This is a genomic window from Inhella sp. (assembly GCF_041912635.1).
GTDB lineage: Bacteria > Pseudomonadota > Gammaproteobacteria > Burkholderiales > Burkholderiaceae_C > Inhella.
In genome coordinates, this window is sequence record NZ_JAYRMO010000017.1 from 23,214 (window position 1) to 40,011 (window position 16,798).

The 16,798-nt window shown below is 67.3% G+C and carries 23 protein-coding genes; all 23 read right to left on the reverse strand.

All coding sequences use genetic code 11. The annotated features are described in order from the left end of the window. Positions 1-3: 3 nt before the first annotated feature. Positions 4-549 (reverse strand): hypothetical protein, encoded by a 546-nt coding sequence (locus ACE3QP_RS11510; RefSeq protein WP_374436195.1) that lies wholly within the window; start codon positions 547-549, stop codon positions 4-6. A gap of 4 nt (positions 550-553) precedes the next feature. Next, positions 554-838 carry an acyl carrier protein gene (locus ACE3QP_RS11515; protein ID WP_198111204.1) on the reverse strand — a complete coding sequence of 95 codons (285 nt, stop codon included), beginning with the start codon at positions 836-838 and terminating at the stop codon, positions 554-556. A 30-nt stretch (positions 839-868) separates the two neighbouring features. After that, positions 869-1,132 carry a phosphopantetheine-binding protein gene (locus ACE3QP_RS11520; RefSeq protein ID WP_198111203.1) on the reverse strand — a complete coding sequence of 88 codons (264 nt, stop codon included), beginning with the start codon at positions 1,130-1,132 and terminating at the stop codon, positions 869-871. After that, positions 1,129-1,899, reverse strand: coding sequence for a lysophospholipid acyltransferase family protein (locus ACE3QP_RS11525; protein ID WP_374436197.1), 771 nt, complete (start codon positions 1,897-1,899; stop codon positions 1,129-1,131). Before ACE3QP_RS11525 ends, ACE3QP_RS11520 begins: the two co-directional genes overlap by 4 nt. Beyond that, positions 1,893-2,630 (reverse strand): beta-ketoacyl synthase chain length factor, encoded by a 738-nt coding sequence (locus ACE3QP_RS11530; RefSeq protein WP_374436198.1) that lies wholly within the window; start codon positions 2,628-2,630, stop codon positions 1,893-1,895. The genes ACE3QP_RS11525 and ACE3QP_RS11530 overlap by 7 nt, the downstream gene beginning before the upstream one ends. Before the next feature lie 141 nt (positions 2,631-2,771). After that, positions 2,772-3,194, reverse strand: coding sequence for a F0F1 ATP synthase subunit epsilon (locus ACE3QP_RS11535; RefSeq protein ID WP_374436199.1), 423 nt, complete (start codon positions 3,192-3,194; stop codon positions 2,772-2,774). Positions 3,195-3,323: 129 nt separating this feature from the next. Next, positions 3,324-4,730, reverse strand: coding sequence for a F0F1 ATP synthase subunit beta (gene atpD, locus ACE3QP_RS11540; protein WP_374436200.1), 1,407 nt, complete (start codon positions 4,728-4,730; stop codon positions 3,324-3,326). A gap of 32 nt (positions 4,731-4,762) precedes the next feature. Continuing rightward, a complete protein-coding gene (gene atpG, locus ACE3QP_RS11545; RefSeq protein WP_374436201.1) occupies positions 4,763-5,641 on the reverse strand; it encodes a F0F1 ATP synthase subunit gamma in 879 nt (292 codons plus the stop codon). Positions 5,642-5,694: 53 nt separating this feature from the next. After that, positions 5,695-7,248, reverse strand: a complete 1,554-nt coding sequence (atpA, locus tag ACE3QP_RS11550) for a F0F1 ATP synthase subunit alpha (protein WP_374436202.1) — start codon at positions 7,246-7,248, stop codon at positions 5,695-5,697. 52 nt (positions 7,249-7,300) lie between these two features. Further along, positions 7,301-7,834 (reverse strand): F0F1 ATP synthase subunit delta, encoded by a 534-nt coding sequence (locus ACE3QP_RS11555; RefSeq protein ID WP_374436203.1) that lies wholly within the window; start codon positions 7,832-7,834, stop codon positions 7,301-7,303. A gap of 2 nt (positions 7,835-7,836) precedes the next feature. Further along, positions 7,837-8,307, reverse strand: coding sequence for a F0F1 ATP synthase subunit B (locus ACE3QP_RS11560; protein WP_374436204.1), 471 nt, complete (start codon positions 8,305-8,307; stop codon positions 7,837-7,839). 36 nt (positions 8,308-8,343) lie between these two features. Continuing rightward, the gene (gene atpE, locus ACE3QP_RS11565; RefSeq protein ID WP_374436205.1) at positions 8,344-8,592 is read right to left on the reverse strand and encodes a F0F1 ATP synthase subunit C; all 249 of its coding nucleotides are present in this window, start codon (positions 8,590-8,592) and stop codon (positions 8,344-8,346) included. A gap of 53 nt (positions 8,593-8,645) precedes the next feature. After that, the gene (gene atpB, locus ACE3QP_RS11570; protein ID WP_374436206.1) at positions 8,646-9,515 is read right to left on the reverse strand and encodes a F0F1 ATP synthase subunit A; all 870 of its coding nucleotides are present in this window, start codon (positions 9,513-9,515) and stop codon (positions 8,646-8,648) included. An 18-nt stretch (positions 9,516-9,533) separates the two neighbouring features. Beyond that, positions 9,534-10,007, reverse strand: coding sequence for an ATP synthase subunit I (locus tag ACE3QP_RS11575; RefSeq protein WP_374436207.1), 474 nt, complete (start codon positions 10,005-10,007; stop codon positions 9,534-9,536). A gap of 142 nt (positions 10,008-10,149) precedes the next feature. After that, positions 10,150-11,049, reverse strand: a complete 900-nt coding sequence (locus ACE3QP_RS11580) for an SMP-30/gluconolactonase/LRE family protein (protein WP_374436208.1) — start codon at positions 11,047-11,049, stop codon at positions 10,150-10,152. Between the two features lie 21 nt (positions 11,050-11,070). Further along, positions 11,071-11,586, reverse strand: coding sequence for a GNAT family N-acetyltransferase (locus tag ACE3QP_RS11585; RefSeq protein WP_374436209.1), 516 nt, complete (start codon positions 11,584-11,586; stop codon positions 11,071-11,073). Positions 11,587-11,604: 18 nt separating this feature from the next. After that, positions 11,605-12,204 carry an RNA 2',3'-cyclic phosphodiesterase gene (thpR, locus tag ACE3QP_RS11590; protein WP_374436210.1) on the reverse strand — a complete coding sequence of 200 codons (600 nt, stop codon included), beginning with the start codon at positions 12,202-12,204 and terminating at the stop codon, positions 11,605-11,607. After that, a complete protein-coding gene (locus ACE3QP_RS11595) occupies positions 12,095-12,805 on the reverse strand; it encodes an alanyl-tRNA editing protein (protein ID WP_374436212.1) in 711 nt (236 codons plus the stop codon). The genes thpR and ACE3QP_RS11595 overlap by 110 nt, the downstream gene beginning before the upstream one ends. Beyond that, positions 12,802-13,659 (reverse strand): PhzF family phenazine biosynthesis protein, encoded by an 858-nt coding sequence (locus ACE3QP_RS11600; RefSeq protein WP_374436213.1) that lies wholly within the window; start codon positions 13,657-13,659, stop codon positions 12,802-12,804. The genes ACE3QP_RS11595 and ACE3QP_RS11600 overlap by 4 nt, the downstream gene beginning before the upstream one ends. Beyond that, positions 13,656-14,114, reverse strand: a complete 459-nt coding sequence (locus ACE3QP_RS11605; protein WP_374436214.1) for a GNAT family N-acetyltransferase — start codon at positions 14,112-14,114, stop codon at positions 13,656-13,658. The genes ACE3QP_RS11600 and ACE3QP_RS11605 overlap by 4 nt, the downstream gene beginning before the upstream one ends. After that, complete coding sequence (locus ACE3QP_RS11610) at positions 14,114-15,328, reverse strand: PLP-dependent aminotransferase family protein (protein ID WP_374436215.1); 1,215 nt, start codon at positions 15,326-15,328, stop codon at positions 14,114-14,116. Before ACE3QP_RS11610 ends, ACE3QP_RS11605 begins: the two co-directional genes overlap by 1 nt. Continuing rightward, a complete protein-coding gene (locus tag ACE3QP_RS11615; RefSeq protein WP_374436216.1) occupies positions 15,325-16,101 on the reverse strand; it encodes an aspartate/glutamate racemase family protein in 777 nt (258 codons plus the stop codon). Before ACE3QP_RS11615 ends, ACE3QP_RS11610 begins: the two co-directional genes overlap by 4 nt. Then, positions 16,098-16,709, reverse strand: a complete 612-nt coding sequence (locus ACE3QP_RS11620) for a LysE family translocator (protein ID WP_374436217.1) — start codon at positions 16,707-16,709, stop codon at positions 16,098-16,100. Before ACE3QP_RS11620 ends, ACE3QP_RS11615 begins: the two co-directional genes overlap by 4 nt. Positions 16,710-16,798: the final 89 nt, after the last annotated feature.

Sequence of the window (16,798 nt, forward strand, 5' to 3'; positions counted from 1 at the left end):
GGTTCAGCTCTCCGCCGTCTTGTGGGCGCGCACGCGCCGCCGCACCAGCCATTCGCCGCCCATCAGCAGGCCCATCAGGCCATAGCTGATGAGGCCGTTGTAGAGCGCCCAGGTGGCGTCCGATCCCCACAGCGCGGTGGCCAGCGCGAGGCTGCCGTTGAGCACGAAGAAGCCGCACCACACCTGGGTGACGCGGCGCGTGTAAGCCACGCCATGCGCGTCCAGATTCGGCTCCTGCAGGCGCGCCAGGCGCTCCACCACGGTCGGTCCCTTCCACAGGCTGAGGCCGAATAGCACCAGCAATGCGGCACTCACGGCGACCGGGTAAAGCTTGAGCGGCAGCAGTTGATTCGACCAGGCGGTGAGCGCGGCCAGCAGCAGGCCGGCCAGGGCCAGCCCCAAGGCCTGCTGGCTGCGCGAGGCCAGAAAGCGCGCCAGCGCCAGGCTGAGCAGCAGCAGGGCCAGGGCACGCGGTTCGGCGTGCGCCAGGCCCAAGTAGACCAACAGGGGGTAGGTGGCGGTCAGCGCCACCCAGAAGAGGTTTCGCAAAGGATCAGGCGGCGCTCGCCAGCGGTCCCTGCTCGTCGGCGGCGGCCTCGGCCAGCAGGCCCTGCAGCGCGCGCACCACGTCCTGCAGCGTGCGCACGGACTTGAAGGCCTCGGGCTGCAGGCGGCGGCCCACCAGGGGCTTGAGTTTGACGATCAGATCCACTGCGTCGATGGAGTCGATGTCCAGGTCTTCGTAGAGCTTCGCCTCGGGTTTGATCAGCTCCGCCTCGATGTCGAAGGTCTCGATCAGGATGGCGCGCAGGCGCTCAAAAATTTCTTGCTCGCTCATGGCGGCGCACTCCTCAACTGCTCAGGCGGTTCACTGCTTGCGGCTGCCGGCGACGAACTCGGCCAGCGCACGGATCGAACGGAAATGGCGGCGGGTCTGCTCGGAATCGGCCGACATGGCGACGCCGTAGCGCTTCTGCAGCGCCAGACCGAGCTCAAGCGCATCGATCGAATCCAGCCCCAGACCTTCGACGAACAAGGCGGCCTCCGGGTCGATCTGTTCGGGGCTCAGATCCTCCAGGTTCAGGGCCTCGATCAGCAGGTTCTTGATCTCCAGCTCCAGGGCATCGTTCATGCCTCTCTCCCTTCCGAAAAATAAGCTTTCAAGTATCCCGTCAGGCGCCTGGCGGCGAGCGGGGTTTCGCCGTTCGCGGCCTCTAGAAAGGGCGCAATCGGCAAGTCCTCCCCCACTTCGAGGGTGAGGCGCATGGGCCGGTCGTTGGTGCGCCACCACGGGCGTCCCTTGGTCAGGCCGATGGGCTCGCACAGGATGCGCACCGGGGTCACCGGCACGCCCGCGCGTAGGGCCAGCTGCGCCGCGCCGCGCTGCAGTTGCAGGGGCTGGCCCGGCACGCTGCGCGTGCCCTCGGGAAAGATCACCAGATTGCCGCCGGCCGCGAGGCTGGCCTTGCAGTCGTCCAGCAGCTCGGGGCCGCCGTTGTTGCGGATGAAGTTGCAGGCGCGCACCGGCCAGCGCGTGAAGGGGTTGTCTGCCAGGCTGGCCTTGACCACGCAATCGGCATTCGGCGTGGCGGCAATCAGGGCCACCACGTCCACCAGGGTCGGGTGACTGGCCAGGATCAGCTGGCCGCGGCGCTGCAGGCGCTCGGCGCCCACGATGCGGGTGTCCACGATGCCGCCGGCGCGCATCATCCAGACGAAGGTGGCGAAGCTGCGCTGCACCAGCCGGCGCGCCCAGCGGACCCGACGCTGCGGTTCCCGCACCAGCAGCTGCAGCAGCGGGAAGGCCGTCAGGCCGAGCAGAACCCCGCCGAGGCCGAAGCAGGCAAAGAGCAGGCCCGTCACCGGGGCGCGCCAGGCACGGCGCCACCCGGTCAGCACGCGCGGCTCCAGCGCCAAGGCCCCTGGCGCAGTTCGGCCTCGCCATCGGTGAAAAAGCGCAGGGCACGGAGCGCCGGCGGCAAGCCGTCATCGGGCTCGGTCGTCTTCGGCTCGGCCTGCAGCTGCAAGCTGCCCCCCAGACGCAGGCGCAAGGCCAGCGCATGCGGACGCATCCGTGCGGCGTCCAGCCCGCTGGCCGCGTAGGCGGCCGGCAGCGGGGCGTCGAAGGCCACCAGCAGCACCTCGCTTGCGCCCTCGCGCAGCAGACCCAGGGCCTCGATCCAGCCGGCCTCCAGGCTGTAGGCGCCGGCGGCTACCGCCGAGAGATTCGCCCGCACGCCGCGCTGGATGGAATACAGCGCGCCGATGGCGTTGTGCACCGAGTGGCTGAAGGCGGTTGGCGACAGCGGCTGCTGGCGCGCGAGATCCTGCAGCAGCGCCACCGAACGGTCCAGTTCACCCCAGCGCGAGGCGAACACCAGCGGCATGGCCTGCACCGCCTCAGGCGTCAGGTCGTCCTGCGCACGGTAGGCCACCTGCAGGGCCATGCGCCCCAGGGGGTCGATGCGCCGGCGCACCATCGCCGGCACCTCGGCCAGCGGTGGTGCAGCCACTTCGTCCCCCCGCAGCGGGGTCGGCGCCGCCAGCCACTCCGCCCAGTCCGCAGCCGCATCCAGGCCGGGGGCCCAGGCGGCCCAGCGCACGATCTGGAGGGCATTGACGACAGTCATGGGGGACGGGTTTCAGAAGCTGAAAAGCCCGCCGGAGGGCGGGCTTGGGGTTCTAGCGATCCAGGCTTCGCATGCAGGACATGCTCAGCTCTTCGATCGGCGTCGTTGGGTCCTCAGGACCCAACTCGGTCCGATCTCAGTTCAGTGCTTCATGCCACGCAGCTTGCGCATCGCGGCAATCTGGGCAGCCAGGATGGCCAGTTCGCTCTGCGCCTTGGCAAGGTCGAGGTCGCTGCTGGCGTTCTTCAGCGCCTCCTCAGCCAGGGCCTTGGCCTCGTTAGCCTTGGCTTCGTCCAGGTCCTTGCCGCGGATGGCGGTGTCGGCCAGCACAGTCACGCCATGGGGCTGCACCTCGAGGATGCCGCCGGCCACGAACACGAACTCTTCCTGGCCGTTGTCGGCGCGCTGGATGCGCACCGCGCCGGGCTTGATGCGGGTGATCAGCGGCGTGTGCTGGGGCAGGATGCCCAGCTCGCCGTTCTCGCCCGGCAGCGCGACGAACTTGGCCTCGCCCGAGAAGATGCTCTCTTCGGCGGAAACCACATCGACGTGAATCGTTGCCATGGTTGTTTCTTCCTTAGCGTGCAAGAAGGTTCAGTAAGCAAGCAGTCGGGCGGCGGGCTAGGCGCCGCGCGGAAGTGGACTTGAGTCCACTGAGCACGGCAACGACGCCCCCGGCCCGAATGCGCCGTCTTACTGGATCTTCTTGGCCTTTTCGAAGGCGTCGTCGATGGTGCCGACCATGTAGAAGGCCTGCTCGGGCAGGTGATCGCACTCGCCGGCGACGATCATCTTGAAGCCGCGGATGGTTTCCTTCAGCGGCACGTACTTGCCCGGCGAGCCGGTGAACACTTCGGCGACGTGGAAAGGCTGCGACAGGAAGCGCTGGATCTTGCGGGCGCGGGCCACGGCCAGCTTGTCTTCCGGGCTCAGTTCGTCCATGCCCAGAATCGCGATGATGTCGCGCAGTTCCTTGTAACGCTGCAGCACAGCCTGCACGTCGCGGGTCGTCTTGTAGTGCTCTTCGCCGACCACGTTCGGGTCGATCTGGCGCGAGGTCGAGTCGAGCGGATCCACGGCGGGGTAGATACCCAGCGCGGCGATGTCACGGCTCAACACGACGGTGGCGTCCAAGTGGGCGAAGGTCGTGGCGGGAGACGGGTCGGTCAAGTCATCCGCAGGGACGTACACGGCCTGGATCGAGGTGATCGAGCCGACCTTGGTCGAGGTGATGCGCTCCTGCAGGCGGCCCATTTCTTCAGCCAGCGTCGGCTGGTAGCCCACGGCGGAAGGCATGCGGCCCAGCAGGGCGGACACTTCGGTACCGGCCAGGGTGTAGCGGTAGATGTTGTCCACGAAGAACAGCACGTCACGGCCTTCGTCGCGGAAGGCTTCGGCCATGGTCAGGCCGGTCAGCGCCACGCGCAGACGGTTGCCCGGGGGCTCGTTCATCTGGCCGTAGACCATCGCGACCTTTGACTCGCTCAGGTTCTCCTGCACCACCACGTTGGAGTCCGACATCTCGTGATAGAAGTCGTTGCCCTCACGGGTGCGCTCACCCACGCCGGCGAACACGGACAGACCGCTGTGCGCCTTGGCGATGTTGTTGATGAGCTCCATCATGTTCACGGTCTTGCCGACACCGGCGCCGCCGAACAGACCCACCTTGCCGCCCTTGGCGAACGGGCAGATCAAGTCGATCACCTTGATGCCGGTTTCGAGCAGCTCTTGCGACGGGCTCAGCTCGTCGTAAGCCGGGGCCGCGCGGTGGATCGAGGCAGTCAGCTCGTCAGAGACGGGGCCGCGCTCGTCGATCGGGTTGCCCAGCACGTCCATGATGCGACCCAGGGTGGCCTTGCCCACCGGCACCTTGATGGTGTCGCCGGTGTTGTAGACCACGGAGCCACGGCGCAGGCCGTCAGACGAACCCAGGGCGATGGTGCGAACCACGCCGTCGCCCAGCTGCTGCTGGACTTCCAGGGTCAGGGCCGAGCCTTCCATCTTGAGGGCGTCGTACACCTTGGGCATCTGGTCGCGCGGGAACTCCACGTCCACCACGGCGCCGATGCACTGAACGATCTTGCCTTGAGCATTAGCCATGTTCATTTCCTTGTCTTGCTGTATTCAGTTCATCAGCCACCGATGGCGGCGGCACCCGAGACGATTTCCGACAGTTCCTTCGTGATCGCGGCTTGGCGGGTCTTGTTGTAGACCAGCTTCAGCTCCTTGATCAGGGTGCCGGCGTTGTCGGTGGCGGCCTTCATGGCCACCATGCGGGCGCTCTGTTCCGAAGCCATGTTCTCGGCCACGGCCTGGTAGACGAGCGACTCGGTGTAGCGCAGCAGCAGCTCGTCAATGACGGTCGCTGCGTCCGGCTCGTACAGATAGTCCCAGGCGTGCGAGGCCTTGGCCTTGTCCTTCAGGCTCTCGGCCGACAGCGGCAGCAGCTGCTGCAGCACCGGCTCCTGCTTCATCGTGTTGATGAAGCGGGTGAAGCACAGATAGACGGCGCTCAGCTCGCCGGCAGCGTACTTGTCCAGCAGCACCTTGACCGGGCCGATCAGCTTGTCCAGATGCGGCGTATCGCCGAGCTGGGTTGCATGGGCCACGACGGTCGCGCCGATGCGGTTCATGAAACCCAAGCCCTTGTTGCCGATCGCCACCACCTCGGCCTTGCCGCCGGCCGCATCCACCTCACGCAGCTTTTGCGTGACCGCGCGCAGCATGTTGGTGTTCAAGCCGCCGCACAGGCCCTTGTCGGTGGTCACCAGCACGATGCCAACCGGCTTCTTGGCGTCGTTGGACACCATGAAGGGATGCACGTACTCGGGGTTGGCCATCGACAGATGCCCGGCGATCGTGGCCACCTTCTCACTGTAGGGACGGGCGGTGCGCATGCGGTCCTGCGCCTTGCGCATCTTGGCCGCCGCGACCATCTCCATGGCCTTGGTGATCTTCTTGGTGTTCTCGACCGACTTGATCTTGTTGCGGATTTCCTTGCCTGCCGCCATGTCTTCTCCTCGTTGGAGCGCGGAGCTGTTCAGCCCCGCGTCTGGTCGTCAGTTCAAGCGAAGGACTTTTTGAACGTCGCGATCGCGTCGTTCAGCTGGCCTTCCGCGTCCTTGTCCATGGCCTTGTCCTGCTCCAGCTTGGCCAGCAGAGCGGCGTGGCTGGTCTTCAGGAACTGGTGCAGGCCATGCTCGAAGGGCAGCACTTTCTTGACGTCGATGTCGTCCAGATAACCCTTGTTGGCAGCAAAGATCGAGGCGGCCATCAGGCTGATCGACAGCGGCTGGTACTGAGCCTGCTTCAGCAGCTCGGTCACGCGGGCACCGCGGTCCAGCTGCTTACGCGTGGCGGCGTCCAGGTCCGAAGCGAACTGCGCGAAGGCGGCCAGCTCACGGTACTGCGCCAAGTCGGTACGGATACCGCCGGACAGGTTCTTGATCAGCTTGGTCTGGGCAGCGCCACCGACGCGCGACACCGAGATACCGGCGTTGATCGCGGGACGGATGCCGGCGTTGAACAGATTGGTTTCCAGGAAGATCTGGCCGTCGGTGATCGAGATCACGTTGGTCGGCACGAAGGCCGACACGTCACCGGCTTGGGTTTCGATGATCGGCAGGGCCGTCAGCGAACCGGTCTTGCCCTTGACCTCACCCTTGGTGAAGGCTTCGACGTAGTCGGCGTTCACACGGGCGGCACGCTCCAGCAGGCGGCTGTGGAGATAGAACACGTCGCCAGGGAAGGCTTCGCGGCCCGGCGGACGGCGCAGCAGCAGCGAAACCTGACGGTAGGCCACGGCCTGCTTCGACAGATCGTCGTAAATGATCAGGGCGTCTTGGCCGCGGTCGCGGAAGTACTCGCCCATCGTGCAGCCCGAGTAGGCCGACACGTACTGCATGGCGGCCGATTCGGAGGCCGAGGCGGCTACGACGATGGTGTACTCCATCGCGCCGTTGGCTTCCAGGGCACGCACCACGTTCTTGATCGACGACGCCTTCTGACCGATGGCGACGTAGACGCAGACCATGTTCTGGCCCTTCTGGTTGATGATCGTGTCGATGGCGACAGCGGTCTTACCAGTCTGGCGGTCGCCAATGATCAGCTCGCGCTGACCGCGGCCGACAGGCACCATGGTGTCAATACATTTCAGGCCGGTCTGAACGGGCTGGTCCACGCTCTTGCGCGCGATCACGCCCGGGGCGACCTTCTCGATCACGTCCGTCATCTTGGCGTTGATCGGGCCCTTGCCGTCGATCGGCTGACCGAGGGCGTTGACCACGCGACCCACCAGCTCGGGGCCCACCGGCACTTCCAGGATGCGGCCGGTGCACTTGACGGTCTGGCCTTCGGAGATGTGCTCGTAGGCACCCAGCACCACGGCGCCGACGGAGTCGCGCTCGAGGTTCAGGGCCAGGCCGAAGCTGGGCTGGCCGCTGGCATCAGCGGCGAACTCCAGCATTTCGCCCTGCATCACATCCGACAGGCCGTGAATGCGGACGATGCCGTCGGACACCGAGACAACGGTGCCCTGATTGCGCACATCCGCGCTCGGGGCCAGGCCCTCGATGCGGCTCTTGATCAGTTCGGAAATTTCTGCAGGGTTCAGTTGCATCTTGCTTCTCCCGCCCGGGGGCCAGCCCCGGGCGTTGGATGTTGAGGCTGCTTTAGGCGGTCAGCTGGGTCTTCATGCGCTCAAGGCGGGCACGCACCGAGGTGTCGAGCACTTCGTCGCCGACGGTGACGCGCACGCCCCCGATCAGGCTGGGCTCGACCTTGACTTCGGGCTTGAGCTTGCGGCCGAAGCGCTTTTCCAGCACGGCGCTCAGCTCGGCGAGCTGGGCGGCGTCCATCGGGAAGGCGCTCTCGACCACCGCATCGGCCACGCCCTGCGCCTGGCTCGCCAGCGTGTGGAACTGCGCTGCCACAGCGGGCAGCGCGTCCAAACGACCGTTCTCGATGACGGTGCGCAGGAAGTTGCGCATGCCATCGGCCAGGGGCAGCTTGGCGGCCTCGACCACGAGGTCAAAGACCTGGCCAGCCGAAGTCTTCGGATGCGCGGCGAACTGGCGCAGGCCTTCGTCCCCCGCCACCAGGGCAAGAGCGTCGAGCTGCGTCTGCCAGCCGTTCAGGTCGCCTTTGACGGCGACCTGAAACAGCGCCTCCGCGTACGGACGGGCGATGGTGGCGAGTTCGGCCATGCTTAGAGCTCCGTCTTCAGGCGGTTCAGCAGCTCGGCATGCACGCCGGCGTTGACCTCGCGCTGCAGGATCTGCTCGGCACCTTTGACGGCCAGCACGGCGACCTGGTCACGCAGGGCTTCGCGGGCACGGATGACCTGCTGGTCGGCGTCCGCCTTGGCCTGGGCCAGGATCTTGGCGCCTTCCTCTTCGGCACGGCGCTTGGCGTCTTCGATCAGCGCGGCAGCGCGCTTCTCGGCGTCACCGATCTGCTTGGTCGTCTCGACACGGGTCCGCGCCAGCAGGGCGTCGGCCGCCTTGTTGGCGTCCGCCTGCGCGGCCTTGGCCTTGTCGGCAGCCGCCAGTCCGTCAGCGATCTTGGCCGCTCGTTCGTCCAAGGCCTTGGTGATCGGCGGCCAAATGAAGCGCGCCGTAAACCAAGCCAGAACGAGGAACGGAATCCACTGAATGAACAGGGTTGCGTTGATGTTCACGGCTTAACTCCTTTCAAGCGTGAAAGGGAGCAGTGATTAGCGCAGGACGAAGGGGTTCGCGAAGGCAAACAGCAGGGCGATGGCAACGCCGATCAGGAAGGCGGCGTCGATCAGACCGGCCAAGATGAACATCTTGGTTTGCAGCTGGTTCATCAGCTCGGGCTGGCGAGCCGAGGACTCCAGGAACTTGCCACCCATCAGCGCGATACCGATCGAGGCACCGATAGCGCCCAGACCAACGATGATGCCGCAAGCCAGAGCAACGAGGCCGAGGATGTTTTCCATTTGAGAGCTCCTAGAGGGGTAAGGGAAAGAAAGGGACGGGAAAGAGAAGACGCTCAGTGGGCGTCGTGAGCTTGGCCGATGTAGATCAGCGTCAGCATCATGAAGATGAAGGCCTGCAGCACGATCACGAGGATGTGGAACAGCGTCCAGATCGTGCCAGCCACCACATGACCCAATGCCAGGCTGATGCCGGTGGCATTGAGCGCCCACGCGCCGCCCATCAGGGCGATCAGCATGAACACCAGTTCGCCGGCAAACATGTTGCCGAACAGTCGCATGCCATGAGAGACCGTCTTGGCGACGAACTCGATCATCTGCATGAGGAAGTTGAAGGGCCACAGCACCGGGTGCGAGCCAAAGGGCGCCGAGATCAGCTCATGGCCCCAGCCACCCAGACCCTTGATCTTGATGTTGTAGTAGATGCACAGCAGCAGCACCATGGTCGACATGCCGAGCGTGGTGCTCAGGTCAGCCGAGGGCACCACACGCAGATAGTCCTTGAAACCCAGGGCCGGGCCGGCGCTGTGCCAGATCAGCGGCAGGAAGTCGACCGGCAGCATGTCCATGAAGTTCATGGCAAAGATCCAGACGAACACGGTCAGGGCGACCGGGCCGACGAAGCTACGGCTGGTTTCGTTGTGGATCACACCCTTGGCCTGGCCGTCCACCAGCTCAACCAGCATCTCGACAAAGGCCTGACCACGGCCCGGCACACCCGAGCTGGCCTTGCGGGCGCCGCGCCACATCAGGAACAGCACCAGCATGCCGAGCGTGACGGAGAAGAACAGCGAGTCGAAATTGAACAGGCTGAAGTCGACGATGTCCGTCTGCTTGACGCTATTGAAGGAGAAATCCTTCTGGAGGTGCTGCAGGTGGTGCTGGATGTACTCACCGGCGCTGGGCGCGTGCTGTTCGCTGCTCATCGTCGTTCGCTCTGTTCGTTAGTTAGTTCTGCGCAAGGCCCAGAGGCCCCACACATGCACCTTCAGACACCCGATCAGGCTCACCAGCAGGGCTGGCCAGCTCAATTCGGGCAGCGTCTTGACCACCGCCACCAGGATGGCGATCGTCAAACCAATCTTCACCAGCTCCCAGACCAGAAAGCCCAGGAGTGCGGCGGCCGGCTGCGCGCTGCGACGACGCAGCCCCCAGGCCATAGCAGCCGAAGGCAGCACCACCGCAGCGGCACCGCACAGGGCGGAAACCGCCTGCGCGCGCGGTTGCGAGCCAAAAATCGCCCACAAACCCGCCAGCACCGCGCCCACCAGCGCCTGCACCGCCACCACCCGCCACATCGACAAGGGCGGCTGCTGTTGTTCCAGCGCGCGCACCTGCTCTGCGGTCCAGGGAGCGACGGGCACGGACTCGATCGCGTCGTCCCAGCGGTCTGCAGCAGAGGGATTGGGTTCTGACATGCAGGCCTTCCAGAAACGGCGCGACCGGCTCACACCGGTCGGCAAAACCACGGGAGTATAGGTGGAAACCTTTGGTGGCTGCCTATGACTTTTGCCCGAGAGCCCTTCCTAGCTTCGCAAGCCTTTGCAAGCCTGGGTTCAGTTACAGGGTGCAGGCCACTGCGGGCAGGCCCGGCACAGGCGCACGCAGCGTCAGCACCGCACCCGCCAGCGGCTGCGCAGCCAGTTCCTCCGCCGGGCGCTTCTCGCGTGCGGTGGTGAGGTAGAGCGTGCGCAGATCGGCGCCACCAAAGCAGGGCATGGTGGGGCAGCGCACCGGCAGCTCCACGGCCTGCAGCAGTTGGCCATCTGGAGCCAGGCGCAGCAGGCGCTGGCCTTCGAACATCGCCACCCAATAGCAGCCCTCGGCATCGACGGCCGCCCCATCGGGCCGGCCGCCATAGCTTTCCAAGGGCTGCTCCGGCGCCCGCGGAGGGAAGCGCAGCCAGGCCTCGGCCTCACCCAGCTCGCCTTGCTCGGCATCAAAGCCCAGCCGAAAGACCGTGTGCGCCTTGGTGTCCGCCCAGTACATCCAGCGCCCGTCCGGGCTCCAGGCCAGGCCGTTGGAAGTGGTGATGCCGCCGGCCCTGCGTTGCGCGCCGTCGTGTTCCAAGCGGTACAGCGCGGCCTCGGGAGCGCGCGCGTCGTCGATGGTGCCGACCCACAAGCGGCCGGCCGCATCGACCTTGCCATCGTTGTAGCGCTGCCGCGTCGGGTCGAACGGCGGCGGCTGCAGGCGCTCGCTGCTGCCGCGCTCGGGGTCGAAGGCAAACAGGCCATCACGCCGCGCCACCAGCAGGCCGCCCTGCGCGCGCAGGGCCAGGCAGCTGGGCTCGGCATCCTGCGCCCAGATCTCGGGCTCGGTCTGGCCACTGCGCCAACGCAGGATCTGGCGGCGAGGGATGTCCACCGCGTACAGCGCCTGTTCGGCCGGGTGCCAGAGCGGCGATTCGCCGAGTTCGCAGCGGTGGCTGCCGAGGGCTTGGATGCGGGGTTCATTCATCCAGGCACTCTAGGCCTGTAACTAGCCGAAATACGAACTGCGCGGCGCGGTCAGATCGACCTTGAGGTAATGCGCGCCCGGAATCGGGTTGTAGTAGTACGGCGGCACCTCTTCGAAACCCAGGGTCTCGTAGAGCCCGCGCGCGGCCTCCATGTCGTCCAGGGTGTCGAGCAGCATGGTCGAGTAGCCGGCTTCGAGCGCACGGTCGATCAGACCCTGCGCGATCAGACGTCCGAGCCCGAAGCGCCGGAAGGCCGGGCGCACGAACAGACGCTTCATCTCGCAGGCATTCGGGTAGTCCACATCCGGCAGCGGGCGGAAGCCGCCGCAGCCGGCCACCTCGCCGTCGACCATGGCCAGCAGGAACAGGCCCTGGGGCTCGCCGTAGTGCTCGGGCATGGCCGCGAGCTCGGCGTCGAACTGCTGGAAGCAGAGATCCACACCCAGCTGCTCGGCGTACTCGCGCGCGATATGCCGGGCGGCATCCCAGAGCGCGGCGTCGGCCGGCGTGATCAGACTCAGGTTGGGGGCACTCATGATGGTGAGCGACGGAGTTTAGTCAGCACTGCTCCAGAGCGCGTGGTAGCCGCGCAGCGACTGCGCCAGCACCAGACGGGAGGCTCGCCAGCGCAGGTCCGGATCCTGGGCCGCCAGCACACCCGGCGCCTTGCGCGCGAGCGTGAGATGCGGGCGGTAACGGCGCGCGTCCACCGGCAGACCCAGGGCTTGCAGACGCTGGCCCAGCCGCTGCTGCAGGTCGAAGAGCGCTGCGGGTGGATCCAGCGGACGCAGCACCTGCAGGCCCTGGCCCCAGTCCTGCAGCCGGCCCCAGCGCAACTCGATGGGTTCGATGCAAGTGGGCAGTGCCGCGGCGATCTCGGCCACGCGCTCTGGCGCTGTGGCACCGAGGAAGTGCAAGGTCAGGTGCAGATGCGCGGCCGGATGGCGGCGCGCACCAGCAGGCCAGTTCAGACCATCGGCCCAGTTGTGCAGGGCCTGCGCCATGGCCGTTTCAGGCCAAAGCGCAATGAAAAGTCGCAGCGGTTCAGGCGTCGAAACCAAGCACGACCCTCCGGGTCTTGGCCGCCTTCTTTTCGATCTTCGTGACCCGCACCGCACCGATCTCCGCCGTGTTCGCGACGTGCGTGCCGCCACAGGGCTGCAGATCCACCCCCTCGACCTCGACGACGCGGATGCGCCCGAGCCCGCGCGGCGGCTGCACGCTCATGCTGCGCACCAGGCTGGGGTTGGCGTCCAGCTCCTCTTCGCTGATCCAGCGGTGGCGCACCGCGCGGGCCTCGGCCACCAGGCGGTCCAGGCCGGCCTGGAGGGCCTCCTTGTCGAAGGCCTCGTCGGTGTGGAAGTCCAGCCGTGCGTAGGCTTCGGTGATCGAGCAGCCGTCCACCGGGTAGGGCAGCAGGGCGCAGAGCAGATGGGTGCTGGTGTGGAAGCGGCGGTGCTTGTCGCGCCGTGCCGCGTCGATCTCCACCACCACGGGCGTGCCGGGCGGTGGCCCCTCGCCTTCGATCAGATGCAGGATGGCGCCGGGGTGCTGCTTGCTCTTGCGCGTGTCGGCAAAGCGCCAGCTCTGGTCGCCGGCGCGGATGACGCCGCTGTCGCCGGCCTGGCCACCGCCGAGCGGGTAGGCCACCGTGCGGTCGAGGATCAGGCCGCCGCCCTCCTCCAGGCCCAGGACCACGGCCTCGCAGTGCAGCAGGTGCGCGTCCTCGCGGAACAGTTCTTCGGTCGGGTTCACAGCGTCACCATCCCTTGCACCAGGGTCTGCACGGCGCCGCCGACCCAGATCGTTGCACCCTCGCGCTGCACATGCACTCGGCCCGCGCGGTCCAGGGCGGTGCCCTGCGCGGCCACGTAGTGATCGGGCGCCAGGCCGCTGCCGATCAGCCATTGCGCCAAGCCGGCGTTCAGGCTGCCGGTCACCGGATCTTCGGGTACCCCCATCGTCGAGATGAAGGCGCGCACCTCGAACTGGGCCTCACCCTGCTGCGGCGCCAGCACGCCCACTTTCTGCAGATGCGGGCCGACGACCCCCAGCTCCAGCGGATGCAGGGCTGCGAAATCCGGCCGCAGGGCCAGCACCTGCTCGGCCGAGCGCAGCATCACCGCGCACCAGCCGGGGCCGTTGTCCACCCACTGATGGGCCACGATGTCCTCGGGCTGCAGATGCAGCGCGGCGCGGATCTGCGCCAGCACGCCCTCATCCAGCGGCCCGCTGCGCAAGAGCGGCGGCGCGGCGAAGGCGAGCCGCCCTTGCTCCCGACGAACCCGCACCAGACCCACGGCGCATTCCTGCACCACTTCCTGCGCCTGCGGCACGCCGCCCTGATTCAACCAGGCCTGGCAGCTGCCCAGCGTGGGGTGGCCGGCAAAGGGCAGCTCGCGCTGCGGCGTGAAGATGCGCACGCGGTAGTCGGCACCAGCCTGCGTGGGCGGCAGCAGGCAGCTGGTTTCGCTCAGGTTCGTCCAGCGCGCGAAGGCCTGCATCTGCGCGTCGCTCAGGCCTTCGGCGTCCACCACCACCGCCAGTGGGTTGCCCTTCAGCGGCGTGGCGGTGAAGACGTCGACGACGGTGTAGCGGCGGCTCTTCATGCCTTGGCCTTGTAGAGATTGGGGCGCACGATCTCCATCCCGCGCTCGGGCGTCTTCAGCGGCGTGAAGCCGTGGCGGGCATAGAGGGCGTGCATGTCGGCCGTGAACAGTACTTGGCGGCGCAGGCCCTGCAGGTCCGGGTGCCGGAGCCCCTGGCCCACCAGCCAATCGCCCAATCCCAGGCCACGGTGGTCTTCATGCAGAAACACATCGCAGAGGTAGGCGAAGGTGGCGCGGTCGGTCACCCAGCGGGCGATGCCGACCTGGCGACGCGGCGCTTCCTCGCACCACAGGCTGAAGGCGAGCGAGTGCGCCATCGCCTTGGCCACGACCTCGCGCGGGATGCCTTCGCACCAGTAGGCGCGGCTGAGCATCGCGTGCACCGCGTCGACATCGAGCGCGGCCGGGTCGCTGCTCAAGGAATAGCGGCGGCCGCCGCGCTCGATCTGCTGCATCAGGGCGTGGGGATGGCGTGGGTGCTGTTGAGCGCGTCGTGCAGCACCTTGCCCAGGATGGCCACGCCCTTCTCGATCTGATCGGGCGTCAGCGTCACGAAGCTCAGGCGCAGCGCGCGCGGGTCGGGGTTGGCGGCATAGAAGGCCGCGCCCGGCACGAAGGCGATGCCGGCGTCCACGGCCAGCGAGAGCAGCTCGATGGCGTTCAGGCCCTCGGGCAGGCGGATCCAGAAGAACATGCCGCCCTTGGGTTCGGCGTACTCACAACCGGCCGGCAGGTGTTCCTTGATGGCCTTGGCCATGGCATCGCGGTTCGCCTTGTAGCGAGCGCGGATGCTGGGAATGTGGCGGTCCAGGAAACCGTCCTTGATAACTTCGTAGACCACGCGCTGGTTGAAGCCCGGGGTGTGCAGGTCGGCGGCCTGCTTGGCCTGCAGCAGCTTGGGGTACAGCGCCTTGGGGGCGATGGCGTAGCCGAGGCGGAAGCCAGGGGTCAGGATCTTGGAGAAGCTGCCCAGGTAGATGCTGCCCTCGGCCCAGCGGCTGGAAAGCGAGGCGCCGGGGTGCTCGTCGAACCACAGATCGCCGTACGGGTTGTCTTCCACCACCGGCACGCCGGCGGCCTGGGCGGCAGCCATCACGGCGTCGCGGCGCTCGGCCGGCATCACGCGGCCGGTCGGGTTCTGGAAGTTCGGCAGCAGGTACATGAAGCGCGTGCCCGGCGCCGTGCGCGGCAGCTCGGCAATCGCCTCGGGCAGCGGGCCGTTGATGTCACTGGCCAGGCTGTGGAACAGCGGCTCGTAAGGGGTGAAGGCCTGCAGGGCGCCCAGATAAGTGGGGGTCTCGACGGCCACCGGAGCGCCCTGGTCGCACAGGATCTTGCCCACCAGGTCCAGGCCCTGCTGCGAGCCGCTGGTGACGAGCACCTGGTCGGGCGACACGTCCATGCCCAGTTCGGCGTTGACGCGTGCCGCGGCCCACTCGCGCAGCGGGGCAAAGCCTTCGCTGGCGGCGTACTGCAGGGATTCGCGCGGGTTGTCCGTCAGCACCTTGGCGCAGGCGGCCTTGATCTCTTCGACCGGGAAGGTGTCGCTGCTGGGCAGGCCGCCGGCCATCGACAGGATGCCGGGCTTCTCGGTGACCTTGAGGATCTCGCGAATGATCGAGGGGTTCATGCGCGCCGCGCGGTGCGCCAGGGTCCAGGGATTGCTCATGTCAGGGGCCGGTTGGTAAGGCAAGGGGTGGATTGTGCGTTGGCGCCGGCGGCGGCCGACCGCTCGGTCGGGCGGTCTGTGCACAGCCAGTCCACCGCCGCAGCGGCCTGCAAGGCGGTGCTGTCGAACAACGGCAGGGCCACCGGGGCCGCTGCCGGCAGGGCCAGGCTCAGCTCCGTGCAGCCCAGCACCACCGCCTGGGCGCCCGCCCCGGCCAGGGCCTGCACCTGCGCCTGCAGCAGGGCCGTGGCGGCGGGCGTCACGCGGTCCTGGCAAAGCTCGTCATAGATGCAGCGGTGCACGGCGCCGCGGCCGTCCTGATCCGGCACGCGCAAGGCGATGCCGTGACGTTCCAGCCGCTCGGCGTAGAAGGGCAGCTCCATGGTGAAGCGCGCGCCCAGCAGGCCGACCGTGCGCACACCGTGCTGAAGCAACGCAGCCGCCGTGATGTCCACCAGATGCAGCAGCGGCAGTTCGGCGCGCTTCTCGATCTCGTCCGCCACCGCGTGCATGGTGTTGGTGGCCAGCAGCAGGGCCTGGGCGCCGGCGCGGCGCAGGCCGGCACCGGCCTCGCCCAGCTGGCGGGCAATCGCCGCCCAATCGCCGGCCGCCTGGGCCACCGCCAGCGGCGCGAAGTCCACGCTGTGCAGCAGCAGGGCAGCGCTGTGCAGGCCACCCCGGCGCGCGGCCACGCCCTGGTTGATCTGCGTGTAGAGCTGGGCGCTGGAGACCCAGCTCATGCCACCCAACATGCCGAGCATCCGCGGACTCATGCGCCCTTCCCTTCAAACAGCAGCGGCAGCAGGCTGAGCACCAGCAGGGCCGCCATCACACGGTTGAACAGACGCTGGCGCGCCGGTTCGGCCAGCCAGTGGCGCAACTGGCTGCCGCACAGCGCCCAAGCAGCCACCGAGGGCAGGTTGATGAGCGCGAACAGCGTGGCCGTCAGCAGCACGGACGCGAGACCCCGCGCCGGCATGTAGGTGGCAAAGGCCGACACCCCCATCACCCAGGCCTTGGGGTTGACCCATTGAAAGGCCGCGGCGGCCCAGAAGCCCATGGGCTTGGGCGCGCCCGCGCGCCGGTCCAGCGAGAGGCTACCCGCGCTCGCCAGGCCCCAGGCCAACCAGAGCAGATAGGCCACGCCGGCGAACTTCAGCAGCTGGTACAGCAGGGGCCAGCGCTCGAAGGCCAGCGCCAGACCCAGGCCGACGGCCACCAGCATGAAGGCGAAGCCGATGGAGATGCCCAGCACATGGGGAATCGAGGCCCGAAAGCCGAAGTTCAGGCCCGAGCTCAGCAGCATCAGGTTGTTCGGCCCGGGGGTGATCGAGGACACCCCGGCAAACAGGGCAAAGGCCAGCAGGATTTCCATCGTCATCGCGTCGTGCTTTCTGCGCCAGGGCGGAAGCGGAGTGAGGCCTGATTCTGGGCGGACAAACCAGCACAGCACCAATACACTTTGCACCA

Coding starts and splice junctions, on each gene's coding strand:
- ACE3QP_RS11515 (WP_198111204.1), bottom strand. CDS start 838: ATGAGCGAGCAAGAAATTTTTGAGCGCCTGCGCGCCATCCTGATCGAG.
- ACE3QP_RS11520 (WP_198111203.1), bottom strand. CDS start 1,132: ATGAACGATGCCCTGGAGCTGGAGATCAAGAACCTGCTGATCGAGGCC.
- ACE3QP_RS11530 (WP_374436198.1), bottom strand. CDS start 2,630: ATGACTGTCGTCAATGCCCTCCAGATCGTGCGCTGGGCCGCCTGGGCC.
- ACE3QP_RS11535 (WP_374436199.1), bottom strand. CDS start 3,194: ATGGCAACGATTCACGTCGATGTGGTTTCCGCCGAAGAGAGCATCTTC.
- atpD (WP_374436200.1), bottom strand. CDS start 4,730: ATGGCTAATGCTCAAGGCAAGATCGTTCAGTGCATCGGCGCCGTGGTG.
- atpG (WP_374436201.1), bottom strand. CDS start 5,641: ATGGCGGCAGGCAAGGAAATCCGCAACAAGATCAAGTCGGTCGAGAAC.
- atpA (WP_374436202.1), bottom strand. CDS start 7,248: ATGCAACTGAACCCTGCAGAAATTTCCGAACTGATCAAGAGCCGCATC.
- ACE3QP_RS11555 (WP_374436203.1), bottom strand. CDS start 7,834: ATGGCCGAACTCGCCACCATCGCCCGTCCGTACGCGGAGGCGCTGTTT.
- atpE (WP_374436205.1), bottom strand. CDS start 8,592: ATGGAAAACATCCTCGGCCTCGTTGCTCTGGCTTGCGGCATCATCGTT.
- atpB (WP_374436206.1), bottom strand. CDS start 9,515: ATGAGCAGCGAACAGCACGCGCCCAGCGCCGGTGAGTACATCCAGCAC.
- ACE3QP_RS11575 (WP_374436207.1), bottom strand. CDS start 10,007: ATGTCAGAACCCAATCCCTCTGCTGCAGACCGCTGGGACGACGCGATC.
- ACE3QP_RS11580 (WP_374436208.1), bottom strand. CDS start 11,049: ATGAATGAACCCCGCATCCAAGCCCTCGGCAGCCACCGCTGCGAACTC.
- ACE3QP_RS11585 (WP_374436209.1), bottom strand. CDS start 11,586: ATGAGTGCCCCCAACCTGAGTCTGATCACGCCGGCCGACGCCGCGCTC.
- ACE3QP_RS11600 (WP_374436213.1), bottom strand. CDS start 13,659: ATGAAGAGCCGCCGCTACACCGTCGTCGACGTCTTCACCGCCACGCCG.
- ACE3QP_RS11605 (WP_374436214.1), bottom strand. CDS start 14,114: ATGCAGCAGATCGAGCGCGGCGGCCGCCGCTATTCCTTGAGCAGCGAC.
- ACE3QP_RS11610 (WP_374436215.1), bottom strand. CDS start 15,328: ATGAGCAATCCCTGGACCCTGGCGCACCGCGCGGCGCGCATGAACCCC.
- ACE3QP_RS11615 (WP_374436216.1), bottom strand. CDS start 16,101: ATGAGTCCGCGGATGCTCGGCATGTTGGGTGGCATGAGCTGGGTCTCC.
- ACE3QP_RS11620 (WP_374436217.1), bottom strand. CDS start 16,709: ATGACGATGGAAATCCTGCTGGCCTTTGCCCTGTTTGCCGGGGTGTCC.